General features: G+C 61.2%; 18 protein-coding genes. 9 read left to right on the top strand and 9 right to left on the bottom strand.

Features of this window, described 5'->3' with window-relative positions:
* Positions 1-135: 135 nt before the first annotated feature.
* Together clcA and erpA are read left to right on the top strand one after the other, a co-directional pair.
* Positions 136-1,575, top strand: coding sequence for a H(+)/Cl(-) exchange transporter ClcA (gene clcA, locus ACJ8HH_RS13980; protein ID WP_033637129.1), 1,440 nt, complete (start codon positions 136-138; stop codon positions 1,573-1,575).
* 89 nt (positions 1,576-1,664) lie between these two features.
* Positions 1,665-2,009 carry an iron-sulfur cluster insertion protein ErpA gene (gene erpA / locus ACJ8HH_RS13975; protein ID WP_004932708.1) on the top strand — a complete coding sequence of 115 codons (345 nt, stop codon included), beginning with the start codon at positions 1,665-1,667 and terminating at the stop codon, positions 2,007-2,009.
* Between the two features lie 56 nt (positions 2,010-2,065).
* Here erpA and ACJ8HH_RS13970 read toward each other — a convergent pair whose 3' ends face one another.
* From ACJ8HH_RS13970 to mtnN, 4 genes are all read right to left on the bottom strand, one after another.
* A complete protein-coding gene (locus ACJ8HH_RS13970; protein ID WP_050438977.1) occupies positions 2,066-2,296 on the bottom strand; it encodes a hypothetical protein in 231 nt (76 codons plus the stop codon).
* A gap of 215 nt (positions 2,297-2,511) precedes the next feature.
* On the bottom strand, positions 2,512-3,126 hold the full coding sequence (locus ACJ8HH_RS13965; RefSeq protein WP_033637131.1) for a TRIC cation channel family protein: 615 nt from the start codon (positions 3,124-3,126) through the stop codon (positions 2,512-2,514).
* Entirely contained in the window at positions 3,126-3,911 is a 786-nt protein-coding gene (btuF, locus tag ACJ8HH_RS13960) for a vitamin B12 ABC transporter substrate-binding protein BtuF (RefSeq protein ID WP_033649279.1), read from the bottom strand. Before btuF ends, ACJ8HH_RS13965 begins: the two co-directional genes overlap by 1 nt.
* Before the next feature lie 22 nt (positions 3,912-3,933).
* Positions 3,934-4,635, bottom strand: a complete 702-nt coding sequence (gene mtnN, locus ACJ8HH_RS13955; RefSeq protein WP_033637132.1) for a 5'-methylthioadenosine/S-adenosylhomocysteine nucleosidase — start codon at positions 4,633-4,635, stop codon at positions 3,934-3,936.
* A gap of 129 nt (positions 4,636-4,764) precedes the next feature.
* Here mtnN and dgt point away from each other — a divergent pair, with 129 nt between their 5' ends.
* Both dgt and degP read left to right on the top strand, forming a co-directional pair.
* A complete protein-coding gene (dgt, locus tag ACJ8HH_RS13950) occupies positions 4,765-6,282 on the top strand; it encodes a dGTPase (RefSeq protein WP_060451840.1) in 1,518 nt (505 codons plus the stop codon).
* Positions 6,283-6,461: 179 nt separating this feature from the next.
* On the top strand, positions 6,462-7,901 hold the full coding sequence (degP, locus tag ACJ8HH_RS13945; RefSeq protein WP_060451841.1) for a serine endoprotease DegP: 1,440 nt from the start codon (positions 6,462-6,464) through the stop codon (positions 7,899-7,901).
* 65 nt (positions 7,902-7,966) lie between these two features.
* Here the strand turns inward: degP and barA are convergent, their stop codons facing one another.
* The gene (gene barA / locus ACJ8HH_RS13940) at positions 7,967-10,693 is read right to left on the bottom strand and encodes a two-component sensor histidine kinase BarA (protein WP_039568857.1); all 2,727 of its coding nucleotides are present in this window, start codon (positions 10,691-10,693) and stop codon (positions 7,967-7,969) included.
* Between the two features lie 66 nt (positions 10,694-10,759).
* Between barA and rlmD the strand changes: the two genes are divergently transcribed.
* The 5 genes from rlmD to eno all read left to right on the top strand — a co-directional run bounded on the left by rlmD (position 10,760) and on the right by eno (position 18,600).
* The gene (rlmD, locus tag ACJ8HH_RS13935; protein ID WP_197757207.1) at positions 10,760-12,109 is read left to right on the top strand and encodes a 23S rRNA (uracil(1939)-C(5))-methyltransferase RlmD; all 1,350 of its coding nucleotides are present in this window, start codon (positions 10,760-10,762) and stop codon (positions 12,107-12,109) included.
* 9 nt (positions 12,110-12,118) lie between these two features.
* Positions 12,119-14,350, top strand: coding sequence for a GTP diphosphokinase (gene relA / locus ACJ8HH_RS13930; protein WP_038873545.1), 2,232 nt, complete (start codon positions 12,119-12,121; stop codon positions 14,348-14,350).
* Between the two features lie 92 nt (positions 14,351-14,442).
* Positions 14,443-15,237 carry a nucleoside triphosphate pyrophosphohydrolase gene (mazG, locus tag ACJ8HH_RS13925; RefSeq protein WP_197766266.1) on the top strand — a complete coding sequence of 265 codons (795 nt, stop codon included), beginning with the start codon at positions 14,443-14,445 and terminating at the stop codon, positions 15,235-15,237.
* Between the two features lie 348 nt (positions 15,238-15,585).
* The gene (pyrG, locus tag ACJ8HH_RS13920; protein WP_033637139.1) at positions 15,586-17,223 is read left to right on the top strand and encodes a glutamine hydrolyzing CTP synthase; all 1,638 of its coding nucleotides are present in this window, start codon (positions 15,586-15,588) and stop codon (positions 17,221-17,223) included.
* Positions 17,224-17,304: 81 nt separating this feature from the next.
* Entirely contained in the window at positions 17,305-18,600 is a 1,296-nt protein-coding gene (eno, locus tag ACJ8HH_RS13915) for a phosphopyruvate hydratase (protein WP_033637140.1), read from the top strand.
* Positions 18,601-18,716: 116 nt separating this feature from the next.
* Here eno and ACJ8HH_RS13910 read toward each other — a convergent pair whose 3' ends face one another.
* From ACJ8HH_RS13910 to ACJ8HH_RS13895, 4 genes are all read right to left on the bottom strand, one after another.
* Positions 18,717-20,111 (bottom strand): amino acid permease, encoded by a 1,395-nt coding sequence (locus tag ACJ8HH_RS13910; RefSeq protein WP_033652933.1) that lies wholly within the window; start codon positions 20,109-20,111, stop codon positions 18,717-18,719.
* A 102-nt stretch (positions 20,112-20,213) separates the two neighbouring features.
* Positions 20,214-21,749, bottom strand: coding sequence for a histidine ammonia-lyase (gene hutH / locus ACJ8HH_RS13905; protein WP_033637148.1), 1,536 nt, complete (start codon positions 21,747-21,749; stop codon positions 20,214-20,216).
* Positions 21,746-23,437 (bottom strand): urocanate hydratase, encoded by a 1,692-nt coding sequence (hutU, locus tag ACJ8HH_RS13900; RefSeq protein WP_025159649.1) that lies wholly within the window; start codon positions 23,435-23,437, stop codon positions 21,746-21,748. Before hutU ends, hutH begins: the two co-directional genes overlap by 4 nt.
* Positions 23,438-23,817: 380 nt before the next feature.
* A complete protein-coding gene (locus ACJ8HH_RS13895; RefSeq protein ID WP_049213101.1) occupies positions 23,818-25,158 on the bottom strand; it encodes an MFS transporter in 1,341 nt (446 codons plus the stop codon).
* Positions 25,159-25,459 lie beyond the last annotated feature (301 nt).

Here is a 25,459-nt window from a genome sequence, read left to right as displayed (position 1 = left end):
GCTATTCTAGAGGAGAGCGCCGCGTTATGAAACGATCACAGTCAGATACCATTAACGGCAGCGCCCGCCGCCGGGTTGGGGTAGAATAACCGCCTTGCCTATTTGTATTACAAATTACCTAACGAATTACTCGCGATGACGGAATCACAATCACAGCCAGTCGGGACGTTGAGCCCGCGTCTTAGCCGCAGCGATGCGGTGCGTCAGTTTATTCGCCGCGATAAAACGCCGGTGGCGATCCTGGTGATGGCCGCGCTGGTGGGGACGCTGGCCGGTTTGCTCGGCGTGGCCTTCGATAAGGCGGTGGAGTGGGTGCAGCAGCAGCGGCTGGCTTCGCTGGCGCAGGTCGCCGACTCCTGGATCCTGGTGTGGCCGCTGGCGTTTATCCTGTCCGCCGCGCTGGCGGCGCTGGGCTATTACCTGGTGCGGCGCTTTGCCCCTGAGGCGGGCGGCTCGGGCATTCCGGAGATCGAAGGCGCGCTGGAGGAGCTGCGGCCGGTGCGCTGGTGGCGCGTGATCCCGGTAAAATTCATCGGCGGCATGGGCACGCTGGGGGCGGGCATGGTGCTGGGGCGCGAAGGGCCCACGGTGCAAATGGGTGGCAACGTCGGGCGCATGGTATTGGACGTGCTGCGCATTCGCGGCGCCGAGGCGCGTCATACGCTGCTGGCGACCGGGGCTGCCGCCGGGTTGTCCGCTGCGTTCAACGCGCCGCTGGCCGGCATCTTGTTCATCATCGAAGAGATGCGGCCGCAGTTCCGCTACAACCTGATCTCGATTAAAGCGGTGTTTATCGGCGTGATCATGTCGAGCGTGGTGTTCCAGCTGTTTAACGGCCAGGGCTCGGTGATCGCGGTCGACAAACTTTCTTCGGCGCCCATCAATACCCTGTGGCTCTATCTGGTGCTGGGGGCGATATTCGGCGCGGTGGGCGTGGGGTTCAACGCGCTGATCTTCCGCACTCAAGACATGTTCGCGCGTTTGCACGGCGGCAGAATGCGCAATGTCTTGCTGATGGGCGGGCTGCTCGGCGGCGTGTGCGGCATTCTGGGGCTGATCCAGCCGGAGGCGGCGGGCGGCGGCTTTGGGCTGATCCCGATCGCCGCGGCGGGCAATTACAGCGTCGGCATGTTGATGTTTATCTTTATCACCCGCATCTTCACTACGCTGCTGTGCTTCGGCTCCGGCGCGCCGGGCGGCATCTTCGCGCCTATGCTGGCGCTGGGCACGCTGTTCGGCACCGCCTTCGGGCTGGCGGGGGCGCACCTGTTCCCGCAGTACGGCATCGAGGCGGGCACCTTCGCCATCGCCGGCATGGGGGCGCTGTTCGCCGCCACGGTGCGCGCCCCGCTGACCGGCATCGTGCTGGTGCTGGAAATGACCGACAACTACCAACTCATTTTACCGATGATCATCACCTGCCTCGGCGCCACGGTGGTGGCGCAGCTGCTCGGCGGCAAGCCGCTGTATTCGTCGATCCTGGCCCGCACGCTGCAAAGGCAGGAGGCGCAGCTGGCGCGGGAAGCGGCGGAGAAAACAGGTAAGGAAAATACAACAAATGCGGTGAATACTTGAACGCAACACTCAGGTATCGGATAATCGTTAATATTAATCAGGCAGCCATAGTAGCGATCTGATGCTGAACAATGTTGGGAGTAAAGAGTATGAGTGATCAAACGGCACTGCCCCTGCAATTTACCGAGGCAGCAGCAAACAAGGTTAAGTTCCTGATTGCTGACGAAGAAAACCCGAACCTTAAGCTGCGGGTTTACATTACCGGCGGCGGCTGCAGCGGATTCCAGTACGGCTTCACTTTTGACGACAAGGTCAACGATGGCGATATGACCATCGAGAAGCAGGGCGTGGCGCTGGTGGTCGATCCGATGAGCCTGCAGTATCTGGTCGGCGGTTCGGTGGACTACACCGAAGGGCTGGAAGGGTCGCGCTTCGTGGTGACCAACCCGAATGCCAAAACCACCTGCGGTTGCGGTTCGTCGTTCAGCATTTGAGTTTGCCTGTCAGAATGTCAACCCGCTCGCCTTACGGCCGGCGGGTTTTTTTATGCCTACCATTCCACGAGGATCACTTCCGCCCCGTTCTCCAGCGCCGGTTGGCGGGTAATGTTCGGCTGCGCCGCCGCATGGCTGCATTCGGCCCGTGGGGCGGCGGCCTCGAGGCGCACGGCGCATTGCGGTTCAATGGTCAGAGTAACGCCGATCCGGCCGTTGACGGCATCGGCATGCGCGGCGCCACTCAGCAGGGCGCCACAGCAGGCAAGCAGGATTTTTTTCATCATTGCGGGAATAGCCATCCGTAAGCAATCTTGTGATGACTTATCGGCAAAAAGTTAAAAAGGTTTAACAGCGCGGGGAGGGGATTAACCTGCGGATAACAGAATTTTACATCGTCACTACGCTATTTATTGGGTGAAAATAATACCACCAAGCCCGTTTTTAGTCTAATGAATCACTAAATGCGGCGTTGCCAAGCGCCGCCCCACAGGGCGACGGCTCAGCGTTCGAGAATAAAGGCGGGCAATTTGAGGTGCCAGCGGATGGCCGCCAACCGAATGGCCAGGGTGATGATCATGCCCAGCATCATGGCCTGTTGCAGCGGCATGCTGAAGGTGTAAAACGCCGTGGCGTGCACGATGCCGCCGATGATGCAGGCGGTGGCGTAAATCTCGGTGCGCAGGATCATCGGGATCTCGCGCGCCAGCACGTCGCGGATAATGCCGCCGCCGACGCCGGTGATCACCCCCATGCAGATTGCCACCAGCGGGCCGGTGCCGGCTGCGAAGGCCTTGTTGACGCCGATGCCGACGAACACCGCCAGTCCGACGGCGTCCAGCACCGGCAGCACCCACTGCGGCAGACGGCGCGGCTGGCGCACCAGCAGCAGCGTCAAGACGCAGGTGATCATCGCCACCACCAGATCGGTGGGATCCTTGACCCAGAACACCGGGCCGTTGGCCAGCGCCATGTCGCGGATGGTGCCGCCGCCGACCGCGGTGACCACGCCCAATACCAGCACGCCGAACGGATCCATGCGCAACTTGCCGGCCAGCAGTACGCCGGAGATGGCGAACACCGCCGTACCGAGAATATCCAACCAGAACACCAGCATCAGCGGATCTCCGCCAGCTGGCGGCACAGCTGCTGCGCCGCCAACAGGATGCGCGGCCCGCCGCGGTTGAACCAGTCTTCGTTCAGCGCGATCACCGGCACCTGCAGCTGCGGCGCCCAGAAGGCTTTCACATTGGCGGCTTCTTTCGCGCCGCCGGTGATGACGATGGCCTGCGGCCGACGCGCCAGCACCTGCTCGCGGCTGATTTGCGGCCAAGGGGTGCGGCTGTCGGCGAAGACGTTCTGCCCGCCGCACAGCGCCAGCACCTGGCTTTGCAATGTGGCGCCGGCGCTGGTGAACAGCGGCTGGGTGCCGAACTGCAGCAGCACGCGCCGTGGCGAGTTAGCGGCGTACTGTTGTTTGAGAGCGGCGAACTGGCGGCGAAGGCCTTCCGCTGCCTGATGCGCCTGCTCCGGGTGCGGGCTGTATTGCGCCAGCTTATCCAGCAAGCCGGCGATCCCTTCGAGATTGTCGGCGTCCGCATAGAAAATTGGGATGCCGAACGCGGCGAGCTGATCCAGCACGCGCTGCGGATTGCCGCCGCGCCAGGCGAGGATCAGGTCCGGCTTGAGCGCCAGCACCCGCTCCAGATTGATGCCCTGCCAGGTGGCCACCTGCTCCAGCCTGGCGGCCTGCGGCGGATAATCGGAATAGGCGCTCGCCGCCACCAGCACATCGCCCATGCCGGCGGCATAGGCGAGTTCGGTGGCGTTGGGCGCCAGGCTGATCACCCGCTGGGCGCCGCCGGCCGGCATGGCCAGCCAGAGCGCCAACAGACAGAGCATCGAGGTAAAGCGCAGCCTCACATCAACCGCGCTTGGCCAGGGTTTGCAGCATGGCGTTGACCATCAGCGTGGACTGTTTGGCCGCTACCACCAGGAACTCGTCAAAGCTCATGTGCGACTCGCTGTCGGCGACGTCGGAAATGGCGCGCACCACCACGAACGGCGTGCCGAACAGATGGCAGACGTGGGCGATCGCCGCGGCTTCCATTTCCACGGCGGCGACGCGCGGGAAGGTGGCGCGAATGCGCGCCAGCGGCTCGGCGCCGTTGATGAAGGCGTCACCGCTGCAGATCAGGCCGCGCACCGCGTGCAGATCCAGCTGTTTGATGCAGCCTTCCGCCAGCGCGATCAGCGCGTCGTCGGCGACGAACGCCGCCGGGCAGCCGGCCATCTGGCCCGGCTCGTAGCCGAAGGCGGTGACGTCGGCGTCGTGGTAGCGCACTTCTTCCGACACCACGATATCGCCCACGCGCAGGGTGCTGGCCAGGCCGCCGGCGGAACCGGTGTTGATCACCAGATCCGGGCTGCAGTGTTCCAGCAGCAGGGTGGTGCCCATGGCCGCAGAAACTTTGCCGATGCCGGATTTCAGCAGGGCCACCTCAACGCCGCCGATCTGGCCGGTGTAGATTTCGCAGCCCGCGCGCTGGATGGTTTGACGGTTTTCGATTTGATCGCGCAGCAGGGTGACTTCCTGCTCCATTGCGCCGATGATGCCTACTTTCATAAATAACACTCGCTGATTGGCCGTGAGAATTGCGGCATAGTCTATCATGGCTGTGTGAGAGAGATAATGCGTTGCATCCGCCGCCGGGAATTGTTATCACGGGGGCAGGGCGCAACGGCGGAGAAACAGATGTCCGGGATCGACTTCAAGCAAAAAATCAGCTTCCAACGGCCTTTCAGCAAACCGATCGAGGCCGAGGAAGAGTACGACATCGTGCGGCAGTTCGAGAGCGATCGCGGGCGCATCGTCAACTCGGCCGCCATTCGCCGTCTGCAGCAAAAAACCCAGGTGTTTCCGCTGGAGCGCAACGCGGCGGTGCGCAGCCGCCTGACGCACTCGATGGAGGTGCAGCAGGTCGGGCGCCACATCGCCAAAGAGATCCTCAACCGCTTCAAACAGGCGGGGAGAATTGATGAGCTCGGCCTCACCCGGCTGCTCGATCCGTTTGAAAGCATCGTGGAAATGGCCTGCCTGATGCACGACATCGGCAACCCGCCGTTCGGTCATTTCGGCGAGTCGGCGATCAACGACTGGTTCGCCCAGCGGCTCGATCCCGCCAGCTGCGGCAGCGAGCCGGGCAGCCACGATCGCTGCCAGGTGGTGACGCTGCGCCTGCATGAAGGGGAGAGCGATCTGAACCGGCTGCGCAGCCGGATCCGTCAGGATCTCAGCCACTTCGAGGGCAACGCCCAGGCGATCCGTATGGTGTACAGCCTGCTGAAGCTCAACCTGACCTACGCGCAGGTCGGCTGCATTTTGAAATACACCCGCCCGGCCTACTGGGCGAGCGACATCCCCGCCAGCCACAGCTATCTGATGAAAAAGCCCGGCTACTATCTGGCGGAAGAGGCCTTCGTCGATCGGCTGCGGCGCGAGCTGCACATGGGCGAGTTCGATCGTTTCCCGCTGACCTACATCATGGAGGCCGCCGACGATATCTCGTACTGCGTGGCCGATCTGGAAGACGCTGTGGAGAAGAGCATTTTCACCGTCGAGCAGCTGTATCAGCACCTGATTCAGGAGTGGGGCGAGGTGGTGCCGGGCGATCTGTTCGACAAGACCGTCGCCAGCGCGTTTCGCAAGATCGATCGCGGCGGCGCGCGGCGCAGCGCGGAAGATCAGTTCTTCATGTATCTGCGGGTGTTTACCGTGGCGCGGCTGGTGCCGCATGCGGCGCAACGCTTTATCGACAATCTGGACGCGGTCTATCAGGGCAGTTTCAATCAGGCGCTGCTGGAGGATTCCACCCCGGCGTACCGGCTGCTGAAAATATTTAAAAATGTGGCGTTCAAGCACGTGTTCAACCACCCGGAGGTCGAGCAGCTCGAGCTGCAAGGCTACCGGGTGATCAGCGGCCTGCTGGACATTTACAGCCCGCTGCTGGCGATGTCGTTGGCGGACTTCAGCCAGCTGGTGCGCGAGGACAGTCACCGCGCTTACCCGATCGAAACGCGCCTGTTCCACAAGCTGTCCATCAAGCATCGGCTGGCGTATGCGGAGGCGGTAGAGGGGCTGCAGCATTTATCGCCGGAGCAGCAAGCCATTCGGGAATATTATTTCCGCGCCCGTTTATTGCAGGACTATATCAGCGGAATGACCGACCTTTACGCCTATGATGAATATCGTCGATTGATGGCGGCGGAATAATTCAACTGAAGAATAATTGTCAGCAATTCCAACCGGTTGGCTGTCTCGACTTTTGTAAAGACGGACAATATTTGTTTACTATTGCCAATCATCTGTGCCGGAACTTCGGGCTATTAATTAACTCTGAATAAGCACGCAAGACGGCCCTTCTTTTGAACGACTTTATAAGAGACACACAGATGAAAAAAACCGCATTAGTTCTGAGCGCACTGGCATTCAGTATCGGTATGGCGATGGGCCCGGTCACGGCCAGCGCCGCTGAAACCGCCTCTTCCAACACCCAACAGCTGCCGAGCCTGGCGCCGATGCTGGAAAAGGTGATGCCTTCCGTGGTGAGCATTAACGTTGAGGGCAGCACCACGGTCAATACGCCGCGCATGCCGCAGCAGTTCCAACAGTTCTTCGGCGAAGATTCGCCGTTCTGCCAGGACGGTTCGCCGTTCCAGGGCTCGCCGATGTGTCAGGGCGGCGAACAGCCAGGGCCGGATGGCCAGCCGCAGGGCACGCAGCAGAAATTCCAGGCGCTGGGTGCCGGGGTGGTCATCGATGCCGCCAAGGGCTATGTGGTGACCAATAACCACGTGGTGGACAACGCCAACAAGATCCAGGTGCAGCTGAGCGACGGCCGCCGTTTCGACGCCAAGGTGATCGGCAAGGATCCGCGATCCGATATCGCGTTGATCCAGCTGAAAGACTTCAAGAATCTGACGGCGATCAAGATGGCGGATTCCGATCAGCTGCGCGTCGGCGATTACACCGTGGCGATCGGCAACCCGTACGGGCTGGGTGAAACCGCCACTTCGGGCATCGTATCCGCCCTGGGGCGCAGCGGCCTGAACATCGAAAACTACGAAAACTTCATCCAGACCGATGCGGCGATCAACCGCGGTAACTCCGGCGGCGCGCTGGTTAACCTGAACGGCGAGCTGATCGGCATCAACACCGCGATCCTGGCGCCGGACGGCGGCAACATCGGTATCGGCTTCGCCATTCCGAGCAACATGGTGAAAAATCTGACGGCGCAAATGGTCGAATATGGCCAGGTGAAACGCGGCGAGCTGGGCATCATGGGCACCGAGCTGAACTCTGAGCTGGCCAAGGCGATGAAGGTCGACGCGCAGCGCGGGGCCTTCGTCAGCCAAGTGATGCCGAAGTCTTCCGCCGCGAAGGCGGGCATCAAGGCCGGCGACGTGATCGTCACCATGAACGGCAAGGCCATCTCCAGCTTCGCCTCGTTCCGGGCGGAGATCGGCACGCTGCCGGTCGGCAGCAAGATGTCGCTGGGCATTATTCGCGACGGCAAACCGGTGACGATTGACGTCACGCTGGAGCAAAGCGCGCAGACTCAGGTGGCCTCGGGCAATATCTACACCGGCATCGAAGGCGCCGAGCTGAGCAACACCCAGGTCGGCAATGTGAAGGGCGTCAAGGTCGACAGCGTGAAAGCCGGCAGCGCCGCGGCGCGTATCGGCCTGAAAAAGGGCGATGTGATCCTGGGCGTGAACCAGCAGCCGATCAAGAACCTGGGCGAGCTGCGTAAAATCCTCGACAGCAAGCCGTCGGTGCTGGCGTTGAATATCCAGCGCGGCGAGAGCCAGCTGTACCTGCTGGCGCAGTGATAGGCGTCTGGCGTTAAAAAGAAAGGCACGCTGCGGCGTGCCTTTTTGCGTTATGGCCTGAGGATTCAGGCCGGTTGCGTCAGATGCGCGCGCGCCGCGTGGATCACCAGTTCAATCTCATCCAACAGCTCCAGCCACTCCGGCTCCAGCTCGTCGTTGGTGACGCCCTGGCGCAGCTGCCGCTCGAGGTAGAAACACAGCTGCTTGAGGCGCGGCACGCCGCTGTAGCTGCAGCTGCCGTGCAGCTTATGGACCAGATCGAGGATCTCGTCGTCATGCTGGCCGTCGAGCAGCGCTTGCACCCGCTCGCGCACCTGCGGCAGGAAATCGAGCAGCATTTGCAGCAGATCGCGCGCCAGATCCGGTTTATTGGCCGCCTGACGCAGCGCCAGCGGCCAGTCGAGCGACAGCGGCGCGTCGTCGGCGACGGCGTTTTCCACGTCGCCGCTGTGGTAGCGCGACAGCACGCGGGTCAGCATTTTCTCGTCGATCGGCTTGGCCAGATAGTCGTCCATCCCGGCCTGCAGCAGGTGCTCGCGCTCGCCGCTGGCGGCATGGGCGGTAACGGCGACGATCGGCGTGGAGTTGTGATGCGGCAGTTGGCGGATCAGCTCGCTGGCGTGAATGCCGTCCATCTTCGGCATCTGAATGTCCATCAGGATCAGATCCAGCACGTTGTCGCGCGCCAGCGCCAGCGCTTCCTCGCCGCTCTCGCACAGCAGGGTTTTTTCTACCTGTTCCCCCAGCAGCGTGCCGATCAGCTTCAGGTTGGCCGGGTTGTCGTCAACCGCCATCACCGTCAGCGGCAGGCGTTTACGCTCAGGCGGCGCGGTGAGGCGTGTCGGTGTCTCCATCCTGAGCAGCGGGAACAACCGGGTGCTGGTGATCGGCTTGATCAGGCAGCCGAGCGCGCCTTGTTGCTTGAGCAGCTCGGCGTCGATCTGCGCCTGGCACGGCAGCGCCAGAATCACCCGATCGGCCAGCTTCAGCGAGGCCAGCAATTTGTCCTCGTGCTGCGCCATGTTGTCGCGGAACGGGATGGGCACGCCGGCCAGCAGGAAGTCATAGTGGCCTGGCGGCAGCTGGGCCAGCGTCGGCGAGTGGGTGATCACCAGCTGCGTGACGCTGAGCATGTTGAGCGTCGCCTGCGCCGCCGTCGGGTTGGACTCGATATAGGCCAGCGTTTTGCCGTTCAGATCCGGCAGGCTCGGCGCCAGCGACAGCATGCCCTCGTTCAGATCCAGCGTGATGTGGAACCAGAAGGTCGAGCCGCGGTTCAACTGGCTGTGGAAGCAGATATCGCCCCCCATCTCTTTCACCAGTTTTTGCGTGATCACCAGCCCCAGCCCGGTGCCGCCGTGGCGGCGGGAGATGCTGGCGTCTGCCTGACGAAACGCCTGGAACAGCTGCGACTGCTGGCGTTCGGAGATGCCGATGCCGGTGTCGTGGATCTGCACTTCCACTTCCACCCGGCGATCCAGCCGTTTGCGCAGCTCGACGCGAATATCGATATTGCCGGTTTCGGTGAACTTGATGGCGTTGCCCAGCAGGTTGGTGATGATTTGCTGTAGGCGCAGCGAGTCGCCGATCACCTGCTCCGGCACGTCGTTGTGCACATCCAGCGTCAGCTCCAGCCCCTTGTCGTGGGCGCTGGGCGCCAGCAACACCACCACTTCGTCCAGCGTTTCACGCAGGGCGAAAGGAATATGCTCCAGCACCAGCTTGCCGGCTTCCAGCTTGGAGAAGTCCAGCACGTCGTTGATGATGGTCAGCAGGTTGTTGGCCGAGCGTTCGATGGTCTGCAAATAATCGGTCTGGGTCGCGCTCAGATCGGTTTTCAGCATCTGGCGGGTGAAACCGATCACGCCGTTGAGCGGTGTACGCAGCTCGTGCGACATGTTGGCCAGGAATTCGGACTTGATGCGCGCCGCCTCCTGCGCGCGTTTTTTCGCCAGATCCAGCTCGACGTTCTGGATCTCCATCTGCTCCAGGGTTTCACGCAGGTCGGAGGTGGCCTGATCGATGTTCTGCTGCATCTCTTCGTGATAGGCGGTGAGCGACATCGCCATCGAGTTGATGCCGTTCTTCAGCATGTGCAGTTCGCCGAGCATGTAACCCTCCACGCGGCTGTCGAGCTGGCCGCGGCGGATGCGGTCGACGGTGTTCACCATGTTGCGGATCGGGCCGGTCACGTCGCGCATCAGGCGGTAAGCGAACAGGATGGCGATGCACATGCACAGCAACAGCAGCAGGGTGGAGACGAAGACCTCTTTATATTGCTGCAGCCGCACCGACTGCAGATCCAGCTCGATCGCCACATAGCCCAGGTTGTTGTCGGGGTGGCTGCCGCCGTCGGCGGTTTCATCCGGATACTGGCTTTCCGACAGGATCGGCGTGCGCAGGATCAGCGAATCGCCGCGTCGGGTGAGCATCAGCTCGGTGGGCAACGGCACGCCTTTCGGCAGCTGTAGCTGAGCGAAGTTGTGATGATAATTGGAGGTGACGAACAAATTATTCTGCGCATCGAACACGGTGATCGAACGCACGATGTCCGAATGGCGGCGGTGCAACAGGCTGACCAGCTGCCTGACCGATTCGCGGCTGCGGAACGTCATGCCGTACTCGCTGGCCACCGCCAGCGGCTCGATGATGCTGGCGCCGGCGTCGACCAATTGCTCCTGCAGCTCGTTATAGCGGTGCACCACGAAGAAGGTGCTGAGCAGCAAACCAATCAGCAAGGTCGGGGCCAGAATCAGGATCATCATGCGCGCACGCAGGCTGTATTTGGTCATGGGATTCCAATGTGGGAGAATTGACAGCTGACACTAGCTTAATGAACCAGCACACAATCGACAAATATGGCGCAATTCTACTCTCCCAAACGCCGCGTGACGACCCGGCAGAGCTCACAAATCTTCACCGTGACGGTGAGCGATCTCGATCCTTTCGGCCAGGGCGTGGCGCGCCACGACGGCAAAGCGGTGTTCGTGCCGGGCGTATTGCCGGGCGAGCAGGCGGAAATCCAGCTGACCGAAGACAAGCGCCAGTTCGCCAAAGGCAAGCTCAAACGCTTACTGAGCCGCAGCCCGCAGCGGGTGGCGCCGCGTTGCCCGCATTTCGGCGTCTGCGGCGGCTGCCAGCAGCAGCATGCGGATGAAGCGCTGCAGCAGCAGAGCAAGGCGGCGGCGCTGGTGCGCATGATCGCCCGCGAAACCGGGGTGACCCCGCAGCAGGAACCGGTGATCGCCGGCCCGGAATACGGCTATCGCCGCCGCGCTCGCCTGAGCCTGGCATGGCAGCCGAAGTTGCAGCGCCTGATGATGGGTTTTCGACAGGCGGCCTCCAGCGAGCTGGTGGCGGTGGAGCACTGTCCGGTGCTGCGGCCGGAGCTGGAACAGCTGCTGGCGCCGGTGCGCGCCTGCCTGAGCGGGCTGCAGGCGGTACGGCGGCTGGGGCATGTGGAGCTGGTGCTGGCGGACAACGGCCCGCTGCTGGTGCTGCGCCATCTCGACGCGCTGAAAGAGGCGGATCGGCAGGCGCTGTTGGCGTTTGGCGAGCGGGAAAACGTCGCCGTCTATCTGGCGCCGGACAGCGATCGCGTGGAGAAACTGTGCGGTGACACGCCGTATTATCAGGTTGACGGGCTACGCTTAGACTTCAGTCCGCGCGACTTTATTCAGGTCAATGACGTCGTAAACCAACAAATGGTGGCGCAGGCCCTTGAATGGCTCGATATTCAACCCAATGATCGGGTGCTGGACCTGTTCTGCGGCATGGGTAACTTCACCCTGCCGTTGGCGCGCCGCGCCGCTGCGGTGGTGGGCATCGAAGGTGTTGCCACGCTGGTAGCGAATGGGCAATATAATGCACATAAGAATAAGCTGAATAATGCATCGTTCTTCCACGAGAATCTGGAGGACGACGTTGCGCGGCAACCTTGGGCAGCACAAGGGTTTGATAAGGTGATGCTGGATCCCGCCCGTGCCGGTGCGGCCGGGGTGATGTCACACATTGTAAAACTGGCGCCGGCGCGGGTGGTGTATGTTTCCTGTAACCCCACCACGCTGGCTCGCGACAGCAAAGTGCTGTTGAGCGCCGGTTATCGTCTTGCGCGCGTGCGGATGTTGGATATGTTTCCGCACACGGGGCATCTTGAATCAATGGCGCTGTTTATCAACGAGCGCGCGCCAGAGGTCGCTGCAAAGTAGGGAGAAGTTATGGTTGCGGTAAGAAGTGCACATCTGAATACGGCGGGTGAATTCGCTCTCGATGAGTGGATCGCTGGCTTGGGGCTACCTAACCCGCAGTCATGTGAGCGATTGGCCGCAACCTGGCGTTATTGTGAGCAGCAGACCCAGAACCATCCCGACGCCTCGCTGCTGCTGTGGCGCGGTCTGGAGATGGTGGAAATCCTCTCGACGCTGAGCATGGACAACGACAGCATGCGCGCCGCGCTGCTGTTCCCGCTGGTGGACGCCGGCATCGTGCAGGAAGAGACCCTGACCGAAGCGTTCGGCAAGGGCATCGTCGCGCTGGTGCACGGCGTGCGCGACATGGACGCCATTCGCCAACTGAAAGCCACCCAAAACGATTCGATGGCCTCCGAGCAGGTCGACAACGTGCGCCGCATGCTGTTGGCGATGGTGGAGGATTTCCGCTGCGTGGTCATCAAGCTGGCGGAGCGCATCGCCCATCTGCGCGAGGTGAAAGACGCGCCGGAAGACGAACGCGTGCTGGCGGCGAAGGAATGTTCCAACATCTACGCCCCGCTGGCCAACCGGCTCGGCATCGGCCAGCTGAAGTGGGAGCTGGAGGATTTCTGCTTCCGCTACCTGCATCCGGAAGAATACAAGCGCATCGCCAAGCTGTTGCATGAGCGCCGCATCGATCGCGAACAGTTCATCGACGATTTCGTCGCCGGGCTGCGCACCGAGATGGCCAGCGAAGGCATTCGGGTGGAGATCTACGGCCGGCCGAAACACATCTACAGCATCTGGCGCAAGATGCAGAAAAAGCACCTGGCGTTCGACGAACTGTTCGACGTGCGCGCGGTGCGCATCGTGGCGGAGCGCCTGCAGGATTGCTATGCGGCGTTGGGCATCGTGCATACCCATTTCCGCCATCTGCCGGACGAGTTCGACGACTACGTCGCCAACCCGAAACCCAACGGCTACCAGTCGATCCACACCGTGGTGCTGGGGCCGCGCGGCAAAACCGTCGAGATTCAGATCCGCACCCGGCAAATGCATGAAGACGCCGAGCTGGGCGTGGCCGCGCACTGGAAGTACAAAGAGGGCGCGGGCGTGACCGTGCGCTCCGGCTACGAAGAACGCATCGCCTGGCTGCGTAAGCTCATCGCCTGGCAGGAAGAGATGGCGGACTCCGGCGAGATGCTCGACGAAGTGCGCAGCCAAGTGTTCGACGATCGGGTCTATGTGTTTACGCCGAAAGGCGACGTGGTGGATCTGCCGGCCGGCTCCACGCCGCTCGATTTCGCTTACCACATTCACAGCGACGTCGGTCACCGCTGTATCGGCGCCAAGATCGGCGGCCGCATCGTGCCGTTTACCTATCAGCTGAAGATGGGCGATCAGATTGAGATCATCACCCAGAAGCAGCCGAACCCGAGCCGCGACTGGCTGAACCCGAACCTGGGCTATGTCACCACCAGCCGCGGGCGCTCGAAGATCCATAACTGGTTCCGCAAGCAGGATCGCGACAAGAACATTCTCGCCGGTCGTCAGATGCTGGACAACGAACTGGAGCATCTCGGCATCAGCCTGAAAGAGGCCGAGAAGCTGTTGATCCCGCGCTACAACATGAACTCGCTGGACGAGGTGTTGGCGGCGATCGGCGGTGGGGACATTCGCCTGAACCAGATGGTGAATTACCTGCAGGGCAAGTTCAACAAGCCGAGCGCCGAAGAGCAGGATCGCGAGGCGCTGCGCCAGCTGGTGCAGCAGAAAGCGCCGCCGCCGGCCCGCAACAAGGACAATGGCCGGGTGGTGGTGGAGGGCGTGGGCAACCTGATGCACCACATCGCCCGCTGCTGCCAGCCGATCCCGGGCGACGACATCGTCGGCTTTATCACCCAGGGGCGCGGTATTTCGATCCACCGTGCGGACTGCGATCAGCTGGTCGATCTGCAATCGCACGCGCCGGAGCGCATCGTCGACGCGGTATGGGGTGAAAGCTACTCCAGCGGTTATTCGCTGGTGGTGCGCGTGATGGCCAACGATCGCAGCGGGCTGCTGCGCGACATTACCACCATTCTGGCCAACGAAAAGGTCAACGTACTGGGCGTCGCCAGCCGCAGCGACACCAAGAAGCAGTTGGCCACCATCGACATGGATATCGAAATCTACAACCAGCAGGTGCTGAGCCGGGTGCTGGCGAAGCTGAACCAGCTGCCGGACGTGATAGACGCCAAGCGTCTGCACGGCAACTAAGCTCACATCGCCTTCGGGCCGTATCGATAGCGGATACGGCCCGAATTCGGCGTGCGCCCCCATGCGCTTCCATTCTTTCTCAGAGATTTTTTATGACCCAATCCACTCCGCTGCAGCGTCTGCTGAACATCATGAAAACGCTGCGCGACCCGCAGATCGGTTGCTCGTGGGACCGCAAGCAAACCTTCGCCACCATTGCGCCTTATACGTTGGAAGAGACTTACGAAGTGCTGAACGCCATCGAGCGGCAGGATTACGCCGATCTGCGCGACGAGCTGGGCGATTTGCTGTTTCAGGTGGTGTTCTACGCCCAGATGGGGCAGGAGCAGGGGCTGTTCGATTTCGATGAGGTGTGCACCGCCATCAGCGACAAGCTGGAGCGCCGTCACCCGCACATCTTCGGCGACGCCGAGGGCGGAGACAGCGAAGCCGTGGCGGCGCGCTGGGAGCAGCTGAAGGCCGGCGAGCGCGCCGAAAAAGCGCTGCACTCGGTGCTGGACGACATTCCGCAGGCGCTGCCGGCGTTGATGAAAGCGCACAAGATCCAGAAACGCTGCGCCTCGGTCGGCTTCGACTGGAATACCCTGGGCCCGGTGCTGGACAAAGTGTACGAAGAGATCGACGAAGTGATGCACGAAGCCCGCCAGGCGGTGGTCGACGAGAGCAAGCTGGAAGAGGAGATCGGCGATCTGCTGTTCGCCACGGTGAACCTGTCGCGCCATTTAGGCCACAAGGCGGAGAACGCGCTGCAGGCGGCGAACCGCAAGTTCGAGCGCCGCTTCCGCCAGGTGGAAGAGATTGTCCAGCAAAGCGGGCTGCGGCTTGAAGACGCCACGCTGGAGCAGATGGAAGAGGCCTGGCAGCAGGTGAAACGTCAGGAAAGTTGAATCGCCGCGACAATGTTGATCGCCGACAAGGTTCGCTCAAGCTGAAACGGTTAAGCTTTCGGTCAGGTTAGAGGCGCATGGCTGCCGGCGGCAGCAAAAGGGCAACAAACTGAAATCTAAGGCGTTTTATCGCTCCTGAGGGGCGGTAAAAAGAAATTTTCTCTGCTAACTCTTTGTTTTACCTGGAGGGTTTAGGCGCCGCCGGCGGAGTAAACCCTGATGAACACGGGAGGGCGGCCGAGATGATGGACAGCAAAACGATCGTTTGTAGGTCAGGAGAGGTTCGGGTATACTACTTTCCCGTCCTGGTTCTTCCATCGTCTTTAAACCTAAACTCTCAGGTTCAGCATGACAACTAATTATATTTTTGTGACCGGCGGGGTCGTATCCTCTCTGGGTAAAGGCATTGCCGCAGCCTCTCTGGCGGCTATTCTTGAAGCCCGTGGCCTCAACGTTACCATCATGAAACTGGACCCGTACATCAACGTGGATCCGGGCACCATGAGCCCGATTCAGCATGGGGAAGTTTTCGTCACCGAAGACGGCGCAGAAACCGATCTGGATTTGGGTCACTACGAGCGCTTCATCCGCACCAAAATGTCGCGTCGCAACAACTTCACCACCGGCCGCATCTACTCCGACGTGCTGCGTAAAGAACGCCGCGGCGACTATCTGGGTGCGACCGTGCAGGTCATTCCGCACATCACCAACGCGATCAAAGAGCGCATCATCGAAGGTGGCGAAGGCCACGATGTGGTGCTGGTGGAAATCGGCGGCACCGTCGGCGATATCGAATCGCTGCCGTTCCTCGAAGCTATCCGTCAGATGGCGGTGGAAGTGGGCCGCGAGCACACTCTGTATATGCACCTGACGCTGGTGCCGTACATGGCGGCGGCCGGCGAAGTGAAAACCAAGCCGACCCAGCATTCCGTAAAAGAGCTGCTTTCCATCGGTATTCAGCCTGATGTGCTGATTTGCCGTTCCGATCGCGCAGTTCCTGCTAACGAACGCGCTAAAATCGCGCTTTTCTGCAACGTGCCGGAAAAAGCGGTTATCTCTCTGAAAGACGTTGATTCTATTTATAAAATCCCAGGCCTATTGAAATCTCAGGGGCTGGACGATTATATTTGTAAACGATTCAGCTTGAACGCACCGGAAGCCAACCTGGCCGAATGGGAACAGGTGATCTACGAAGAAGCCAATCCGGGCGGCGAAGTGACCATCGGCATGGTCGGCAAATACGTTGAGCTGCCGGACGCCTACAAGTCGGTGATCGAAGCGCTGAAGCACGGCGGGCTGAAAAACCGTCTGACCGTGAACATCAAGCTGATCGACTCGCAGGACGTGGAAACCCGCGGCGTGGAAGTGCTGAAAGGGCTGGACGCGATCCTGATCCCGGGCGGCTTCGGTTACCGCGGCGTGGAAGGCAAAGTGATGACCGCACGCTATGCGCGCGAGAACAACATTCCTTACCTGGGCATTTGCCTGGGCATGCAGGTGGCGCTGATGGAGTTCGCTCGCAACGTGGCGGGCATGGAAAACGCCAACTCCACCGAGTTTATGCCAGACTGTAAGTACCCGGTGGTGGCGTTGATCACCGAATGGCGCGACGAAGACGGCAACGTCGAAGTGCGCAGCGAAGAAAGCGATTTGGGCGGCACGATGCGCGTAGGTGGCCAACAGTGCAACCTGATCGACAACAGCCTGGTGCGTCAGCTGTATGGCGAACCGACCATTGTCGAGCGTCACCGTCACCGTTACGAAGTTAACAACATGCTGTTGAAGCAGATCGAAGCCGCAGGGCTGCGTGTCGCCGGTCGTTCCGCCGACAACAAGCTGGTCGAGATCATTGAACTGCCGAATCACCCGTGGTTTGTAGCCTGTCAGTTCCACCCGGAATTTACGTCTACGCCGCGTGATGGGCATCCGCTGTTCGCCGGCTTCGTGAAAGCCGCAGGCGAGCATCAGAAGCGCCAGGTGAAATAAAATATTTGGTAGGCGGCGCGCGGTGAGAACCGCGCGCTGTTTGTCTGGAGTTTTAGTTTAACTTGTACTGAGGAAAACCTAATGTCCAAAATCGTTAAAGTCATCGGTCGTGAAATCATCGACTCCCGCGGTAACCCGACTGTTGAAGCCGAAGTTCATCTGGAAGGCGGTTTCGTCGGCTTGGCTGCTGCGCCGTCAGGTGCTTCTACCGGTTCCCGCGAAGCGTTGGAACTGCGTGACGGTGACAAGTCTCGTTTCCTGGGTAAAGGCGTACTGAAAGCCGTTGCTGCAGTAAACGGTCCGATTGCTCAGGCAGTACTGGGTAAAGATGCCAAAGACCAGGCGAACATCGACAAGATCATGATCGAGCTGGACGGCACCGAAAACAAATCCAACTTCGGCGCCAACGCCATTCTGGCGGTTTCCCTGGCAGCAGCGAAAGCGGCTGCAGCCTCTAAAGGTATGCCGCTGTACGAGCACATCGCTGAACTGAACGGCACCCCAGGCAAATTCTCCATGCCACTGCCGATGATGAACATCATCAACGGCGGCGAGCACGCTGACAACAACGTCGATATTCAGGAATTCATGATTCAGCCGGTTGGCGCGAAAACCCTGAAAGAAGCGGTGCGCATCGGTTCTGAAGTGTTCCACCACCTGGCGAAAGTTCTGAAAGCCAAAGGCATGAACACCGCCGTGGGCGACGAAGGCGGCTACGCGCCAAACCTGGGTTCCAACGCCGAAGCGCTGGCGGTTATTGCTGAAGCGGTAAAAGCGGCGGGCTACGAGCTGGGCAAAGACGTCACTCTGGCGATGGACTGCGCGGCTTCCGAATTCTACAAAGACGGTAAATACGTGCTGGCCGGCGAAGGCAACAAAGCCTTCACTTCCGAAGAGTTCACTCACTTCCTGGAAGATCTGACCAAACAGTACCCAATCGTGTCTATCGAAGACGGCCTGGATGAATCCGACTGGGCGGGCTTCGCTTACCAGACCAAAGTTCTGGGCGACAAAATCCAGCTGGTGGGCGACGATCTGTTTGTTACCAACACCAAGATCCTGAAAGAAGGCATCGAGAAAGGCATCGCTAACTCCATCCTGATCAAATTCAACCAGATCGGTTCTCTGACCGAAACTCTGGCGGCTATCAAGATGGCGAAAGACGCCGGCTACACCGCGGTGATCTCTCACCGTTCCGGTGAAACCGAAGACGCGACCATCGCCGACCTGGCGGTAGGGACTGCGGCTGGCCAGATCAAAACCGGTTCCATGAGCCGTTCTGACCGCGTTGCCAAGTACAACCAACTGATCCGTATCGAAGAAGCGCTGGGTGACCGTGCGCCATTCAACGGCCTGAAAGAAGTTAAAGGCCAGTAAGTTCGACCGATTCGGTTGCTAAATAAAAACCCGCTGCGGCGGGTTTTTTTATGGCCAGCGTTTGGCCAAAAGCGCATTAAAAAACCCGCCGCAGCGGGTTTTATCAGAAGCGAGCGTTACATCTGCTGCGTTGCCGCGGTCACCGGCGAACCCCCGCCTTTCTTGCGCACCCACAGCCAGTAAGCCACGGTGAGTAAAGCAATCCACACCAGCCCGACGTACAGCGCGATGCGGCTCTCTTCGAAGTAGCCGAGCAGGCCGATGACGAATGCCATAAAGGCGGTCGCCAGCGCCGGCGCCACCGGCCACCATGGCACCGGGAAGCTCAACTGACGAGTTTCTTCCGGCGACAGCGTGCGGCGCATGACGATCTGCGACAGCAGGATCATCAGCCACACCCAGACGGTGGCGAAGGTGGCGATCGAGGCGATGATCATGAAGACCTTCTCCGGGATCAGGTAGTTGAGCACCACCGCCAGCAGCAGGGCGACCGACATCACCAGCACCGTCATCCACGGCACGCCGCTGGCGGTCAGTTTGGTGAAGCTGCGCGGCGCCTGGCCGTCCTGCGCCATGCCGTACATCATGCGGCCGGCGCCGAAGATGTCGCTGTTGATGGCCGAGATGGCGGCGGTGATCACCACCACGTTCAGCACGTTGGCGGCGGAGCTGATGCCGAGGTTGCTGAAGATCTCAACGAACGGGCTGCCGTTCTGGCCGATGCTGTTCCACGGGTAGATCGCCATCAGCACCGTCAGCGTCAGCACGTAAAACAGCAGGATGCGCACCGGCACGGCGTTGATCGCTTTCGGCAGCACTTTGGCGGGGTCTTTCGCCTCGCTGGCGGTAATGCCGATGATCTCGATGCCGCCGAAGGCGAACATCACCACCGCCAATGACGCGACCACGCCGCCGATGCCGTTAGGCATAAAGCCGCCGTGCTGCCACAGATTGCTGATACCGGTGGCGTGCTGGGCTTGGCCGAAGCCGAACAGCATCACCGCCGCGCCGCCGACGATCATCGCCACGATGGCGGCGACCTTGACCAGCGACAGCCAGAACTCCAGCTCACCGAACACCTTGACGCTGCACAAATTGAGCGCGCCGATAAACAGAATGATGCTGAGCACCCAGACCCACTGGGCGACGTCCGGGAACCACAACCCCATATAAATGCCGAAGGCGGTGACGTCCGCCAAAGCGACGATCACCATTTCGAAGGTGTAGGTCCAACCGGTGAGGAACCCGGCCAGCGGGCCGAGATAGTGGCTGGCGTAGTGGCCGAACGAGCCGGAAACCGGCTGGTGCACCGCCATTTCACCCAGCGCGCGCATCACCATGAACACCGCCGCGCCGCCCACCAGGTAGGCCAGCAGCACGGCCGGGCCGGCCAGCTGGATGGCGCCGGCGGAGCCGTAGAACAGGCCGGTGCCGATCGCCGAGCCGAGAGCCATGAAACGGATGTGCCGCGCGTTTAGTCCGCGTCTGAGTTGTGTTGTTTCGTTACGCATGTTGCTTCCCGTTAAGTGTTTGCCGAACAGGCACGCGCTGCCCGCGCCGGGTGGAACGCACCCGGCGGGGCAGAACAAACTGCGTGATTCAGTGTGTGATGATTATGCCTGGCTAGGCAGCAGCGCCGCAGGCAGCAGCGATGTCAGGTGACCGGCCGCCAAGAGTTGGCTGGCGGCTTCAATGTCGGGGGCGAAGAAACGATCCTTGTCGTAGAAACTGACATGCTCGCGCAGCAGACGGCGCGCCTGCTCCAGACCTTCCGAGGTCTTCAGGCCGTTGCGGAAATCCAGGCCCTGGCAGGCGGCCAGCCATTCGACCGCCAGAATGCCGCGCACGTTGTCCGCCATGATCCACAGGCGGCGACCGGCGGCCGGCGCCATGGAAACGTGGTCTTCCTGGTTGGCGGAGGTCGGAATGCTGTCGACGCTCGACGGGTGCGCCAGCGCTTTGTTTTCGCTGGCCAGCGCCGCGGCGGTCACCTGGGCGATCATGAAGCCGGAGTTCACGCCGCCGTTTTCCACCAGGAACGGTGGCAGTTGCGACATGTGCTTGTCCATCATCAGCGAGATGCGGCGCTCGGACAGCGAACCGATTTCGGCGAACGCCAGCGCCAGGTTATCGGCGGCCATCGCCACCGGCTCGGCGTGGAAGTTGCCGCCGGACAGCACGTCGCCCTGTTCGGCGAACACCAGCGGGTTATCCGAGACGGCGTTGGCTTCAATTTCCAGCACCTCGGCGGCCTGGCGGATCTGCGTCAGGCAGGCGCCCATCACCTGCGGCTGGCAGCGCAGGGAGTAAGGATCCTGCACTTTTTCGCAGTTGCGATGCGAGTCGGAGACTTCGCTGCGCGCGCCGAGCAGGTGGCGGTAGGCGAGGGCGGCGTCGATCTGGCCGCGCTGGCCGCGCACCTCGTGGATGCGCGCATCGAACGGGCTGCGAGAGCCCAGCGCCGCTTCCACCGTCAGGCTGCCCGCCACGGTCGCGGCGGCGAACAGGTCTTCGGCATCGAACAGGCCGCGCAGCGCGAAGGCGGCGGAGACCTGGGTGCCGTTCAGCAGCGCCAGGCCCTCTTTCGCCGCCAGCGTCAGCGGTTTCAGGCCGGCCTTGGCCAGCGCTTCAGTCGCCGGCAGCCATTGGCCCTGATGGCGCGCCTGGCCTTCGCCCAGCAGCACCAGGCTCATGTGCGCCAGCGGCGCCAGGTCACCGGAGGCGCCGACCGAGCCCTTCAGCGGAATATGCGGATAAACTTCGGCGTTGACCAGCGCGATCAGCGCCTGGATGACTTCCAGACGAATGCCGGAGAAGCCGCGCGACAGGCTGTTGATCTTCAGCACCATGATCAGGCGCACCAGGTTGTCGTCGGTCGGCTCGCCCACGCCGGCGGCATGCGACAGCACGATCGAACGCTGCAGGTTTTCCAGATCGTCGCGGGCGATGCGTGTCGAAGCCAGCAGGCCAAACCCGGTGTTGATGCCGTAAGTGGTGCGGTTTTCTTCAACGATGCGTTCCACGCAGGCCACGCTCTGCTGGATTGGCGCGTAGGCGTTGTCGTCCAGCGTCAGCGTCACCGGGTGTTGATAGACGTCGCGTAGCTGGGCCAGAGTCAGTTTGCCCGGGCGAATAGTCAGCGCTTTCATGCTTTTTCTCCTTGGGTCGCGGCAACCATCGGCAGGTTCAGGCCTTGCTCGCGGGCGCAGTCGATAGCGATATCGTAACCAGCGTCGGCGTGACGCATGACCCCGGTAGCCGGGTCATTGTGCAGCACGCGGGCGATGCGCTCGGCGGCTTCGTCGGTGCCGTCGCAGACGATCACCATGCCGGAGTGTTGGGAGAAGCCCATGCCGACGCCGCCGCCGTGGTGCAGGGAAACCCAGGTGGCGCCGCTGGCGGTGTTCAACAGGGCGTTCAGCAGCGGCCAGTCGGAAACCGCATCGGAACCGTCTTTCATCGCTTCGGTTTCACGGTTCGGGCTGGAAACGGAGCCGGAATCCAGGTGGTCGCGGCCGATGACGATCGGGGCGGACAGTTCGCCGCGGCGAACCATCTCGTTGAACGCCAGACCCAGCTTGGCGCGCTGGCCGAGGCCAACCCAGCAGATGCGCGCCGGCAGGCCCTGGAAGCTGATGCGCTCGCGCGCCATGTCCAGCCAGCGATGCAGGTGTTCGTCATCCGGGATCAGCTCTTTCACCATGGCGTCGGTTTTGTAGATGTCCTGCGGATCGCCGGACAGCGCCGCCCAGCGGAACGGCCCGATGCCGCGGCAGAACAGCGGACGGATGTAGGCCGGCACGAAGCCCGGGAAGTCGAAGGCATTGTCGACGCCGGTTTCTTTCGCCATCTGGCGAATGTTGTTGCCGTAGTCGAAGGTCGGCACGCCCATCTGCTGGAACGCCAGCATGGCTTTGACGTGATCGGCCATCGACTGCTTGGCGGCGGCGACCACCTTGGCCGGCTCGGTCTGGGCGCGCTGGCGATACTCTTCCCAGCTCCAGCCCTTCGGCAGGTAGCCGTTCAGCGGATCGTGGGCGCTGGTCTGATCGGTGACCATGTCCGGGCGCACGCCGCGGCGCACCAGCTCAGGCAGGATTTCCGCCGCGTTGCCGCACAGGGCGATGGAGATGGCTTTGCCTTCTGAGGTGTATTTCTTGATGCGGGCCAGCGCGTCGTCCAGATCTTTGGCCTGCTCATCGACGTAGCGGGTTTTCAGACGGAAATCGATGCGGCTCTGCTGACATTCGATGTTCAGCGAGCAGGCGCCCGCCAGCGTCGCGGCCAGCGGCTGCGCGCCGCCCATGCCGCCCAGACCGGCGGTCAGCACCCAGCGCCCCTGCAGGCTGCCGTCGTAATGCTGGCGGCCCGCTTCGACGAAGGTCTCATAGGTGCCCTGAACGATGCCCTGGCTGCCGATGTAGATCCAACTGCCGGCGGTCATCTGGCCGTACATGGCCAGGCCTTTGGCGTCCAGCTCGTTGAAGTGTTCCCAGGTTGCCCAGTGGGGCACCAGGTTGGAGTTGGCGATCAGCACGCGCGGTGCGTTGCTGTGGGTTTTGAAGACGCCGACCGGCTTGCCGGACTGCACCAGCAGGGTTTCGTCTTCCTCCAGCGTTTTCAGCGTTTCGACGATCTTGTCGTAGCAATCCCAGTCGCGCGCGGCGCGGCCGATGCCGCCGTACACCACCAGCTCGTGTGGGTTCTCCGCAACTTCAGGATCGAGGTTGTTCATCAGCATGCGTAACGGCGCTTCGGTCAGCCAGCTTTTTGCGTTTAATTGTGTGCCGCGTGGCGCGCGTACATCGACATTGCGAACTTTGTTATTTGTAGTCACAGCAGTTTCCTCAAACAGTATCGGTGCAGATTCCATGCCGCGGTGGGGGATGAGTACCACGGCATAACAATGCGTAGGGTTTATTAACATATACTTGTATGTACAAGCATATGCAACACTGACCAGTTGCCGCTTAAAAGTGGCATAAGAAAAAGTTATTTTCTTTTTATATCAGTCTGATATGCGATTTTTTATCGCCGGCTTCATGTATGGAAAGCCGGAGAAAAGTGAGCTGTTCGGCAAAAATGAATTAAAAATGACTCATTTTTGGGCGGCTAGTCACAATATTTTTACAGACTGATTACAGTTGCGGCCAGGGGATAAACAAACCCTATCGCCGCAGGGGAAAAAGCCCGCCGTCGGTGGCGGGCTTGCCAGGGTCAGGCCGCCGGTTGTAGCGTCGGTTTGCGGCTCATTTTGCATACCGTGGCGATGGCGGCGATCAGCGCCGGCACGCACAGGAACATCAGGATGCTCTGCACCTCCCACTGCATCGCCAGCAGTTGGGCGCCCATCATGGTGCCGGCGACGCCGCCGAAGCGGCCGATGCCCTGCATCCAGGCGATGCCGGTGGCGCGGCTGTGGGTGGGGTAGAAGGTGGCCGCCAGCGTTTGCAGCCCGGACTGCGCGCCGTTCATGGTGACGCCCATCAGGAAGATGAAGGCGCCCAGCAGCACGATGTGTTTGTCTTCGGTCGCCATCGCCACGATCAGCAGGGCAGTGGCGACAAAGCCGCTCGAGACCACCTTATGCGCGTTCCAGCGATCCATCAGCCAGCCGGCCACCAGGATGCCGAGCGTGCCGCCGAAGGTGAACAGCGAGGTGAGCATCGCCGATTGCTCCAGCTGGTAACCCAGTCCCTGCATCAGGATCGGCATCCAGCTCAGCAACACGTAGTAGATCACCAGCCCCATAAAGTAGGTCAGCCACAGCATCAGCGTGCCGAGCAGGTAAGGGCGGCTGAACAGCAGGCCGACGCTGGTCTTGGTGTGCGTAAGCTTCTCTTCGTACAGGTAAAAACGCGTCACGCCGTCCAGGCTCTGGCTGACGAAGCGCTGTGCGATGCGCTTGATCTTCGCCGCATCCTGCCCGCGGTTGACCATGTATTTGACTGATTCCGGCAGCAGCAGGATCAGCAAAACCGTCAACGCCAGCGGCGCAATGGCGCCGAGCAGCAGCACGCTGTGCCAGCCGTAGCTCGGGATCAGCCACGATGAAATGGCGCCGCCGCCGGCCGCGCCCAGCGGGAAACCGCAGTACATGGTGTTGATCGCCAGCGAACGGCAGCGCTGCGGCGCGTATTCGGAGATCAGCGTGATGGCATTGGGCATCGCCGCTCCCAGCCCGAGGCCGGTGAGGAAACGCCACAGCGTCAGGCTATTGAGCGAGCCGGCGTAGGCGGTGGCCAGGCTCGACAGGCCGAAGAACAGACAGGAAAACACCAGCACGCGCTTGCGGCCGATGCGATCGGAGATTGGCCCGGCGATCAGCGCGCCGAGCGACAGCCCCAGCAGCGCGGCGCTCAGCACCGGCCCCAGATCCTGTTTGATGATGCCCCAGTCTTTGGCGACCGAGGGGGCGATATAGCCCATGGCGGCGGTATCGAAACCGTCGATGGCGAGGATCAGGAATCCGAGAATGATCAGGGTCCAGTGAAACAGCGAAAACTTGCTGTCGTCGATGGCCTGCTGAATGTTCAACTCGCTGGTGGAATGAGTCATGGCACCCTCTAAACGCAGATGTAGTCGTGATGGATGGAACGTGGCCGAAACTGACGCTCGGCTTGTGTTTGCTTGTATATACATCTGCGCGTCGGCGCTTTATGTCAAATATATTTATCTTATGCGTTAAATAAATGTTGTTTTTGCGAAGCAGGTTACACCGTGAATGAAAGGCCAAAGCCCGACTCACAAATTAAATGAACGCCGTGGGTGGTGAGATATGCTGGCGGCGGCGCGGAGAATAAAATTTAATACAATGTTGGCCGTTTGGTCGCCGGGCCGGAATCTGCGATAATCGCTT

This window comes from Serratia sp. CY32780, from assembly GCF_052169135.1.
GTDB lineage: Bacteria > Pseudomonadota > Gammaproteobacteria > Enterobacterales > Enterobacteriaceae > Serratia > Serratia sarumanii.
This window is presented reverse-complemented; position numbering and strand designations above follow the sequence as displayed.

Coding starts and splice junctions, on each gene's coding strand:
- clcA (WP_033637129.1), top strand. CDS start 136: ATGACGGAATCACAATCACAGCCAGTCGGGACGTTGAGCCCGCGTCTT.
- erpA (WP_004932708.1), top strand. CDS start 1,665: ATGAGTGATCAAACGGCACTGCCCCTGCAATTTACCGAGGCAGCAGCA.
- ACJ8HH_RS13970 (WP_050438977.1), bottom strand. CDS start 2,296: ATGATGAAAAAAATCCTGCTTGCCTGCTGTGGCGCCCTGCTGAGTGGC.
- ACJ8HH_RS13965 (WP_033637131.1), bottom strand. CDS start 3,126: ATGCTGGTGTTCTGGTTGGATATTCTCGGTACGGCGGTGTTCGCCATC.
- btuF (WP_033649279.1), bottom strand. CDS start 3,911: ATGCTCTGTCTGTTGGCGCTCTGGCTGGCCATGCCGGCCGGCGGCGCC.
- mtnN (WP_033637132.1), bottom strand. CDS start 4,635: ATGAAAGTAGGCATCATCGGCGCAATGGAGCAGGAAGTCACCCTGCTG.
- dgt (WP_060451840.1), top strand. CDS start 4,765: ATGTCCGGGATCGACTTCAAGCAAAAAATCAGCTTCCAACGGCCTTTC.
- degP (WP_060451841.1), top strand. CDS start 6,462: ATGAAAAAAACCGCATTAGTTCTGAGCGCACTGGCATTCAGTATCGGT.
- barA (WP_039568857.1), bottom strand. CDS start 10,693: ATGACCAAATACAGCCTGCGTGCGCGCATGATGATCCTGATTCTGGCC.
- rlmD (WP_197757207.1), top strand. CDS start 10,760: ATGGCGCAATTCTACTCTCCCAAACGCCGCGTGACGACCCGGCAGAGC.
- relA (WP_038873545.1), top strand. CDS start 12,119: ATGGTTGCGGTAAGAAGTGCACATCTGAATACGGCGGGTGAATTCGCT.
- mazG (WP_197766266.1), top strand. CDS start 14,443: ATGACCCAATCCACTCCGCTGCAGCGTCTGCTGAACATCATGAAAACG.
- pyrG (WP_033637139.1), top strand. CDS start 15,586: ATGACAACTAATTATATTTTTGTGACCGGCGGGGTCGTATCCTCTCTG.
- eno (WP_033637140.1), top strand. CDS start 17,305: ATGTCCAAAATCGTTAAAGTCATCGGTCGTGAAATCATCGACTCCCGC.
- ACJ8HH_RS13910 (WP_033652933.1), bottom strand. CDS start 20,111: ATGCGTAACGAAACAACACAACTCAGACGCGGACTAAACGCGCGGCAC.
- hutH (WP_033637148.1), bottom strand. CDS start 21,749: ATGAAAGCGCTGACTATTCGCCCGGGCAAACTGACTCTGGCCCAGCTA.
- ACJ8HH_RS13895 (WP_049213101.1), bottom strand. CDS start 25,158: ATGACTCATTCCACCAGCGAGTTGAACATTCAGCAGGCCATCGACGAC.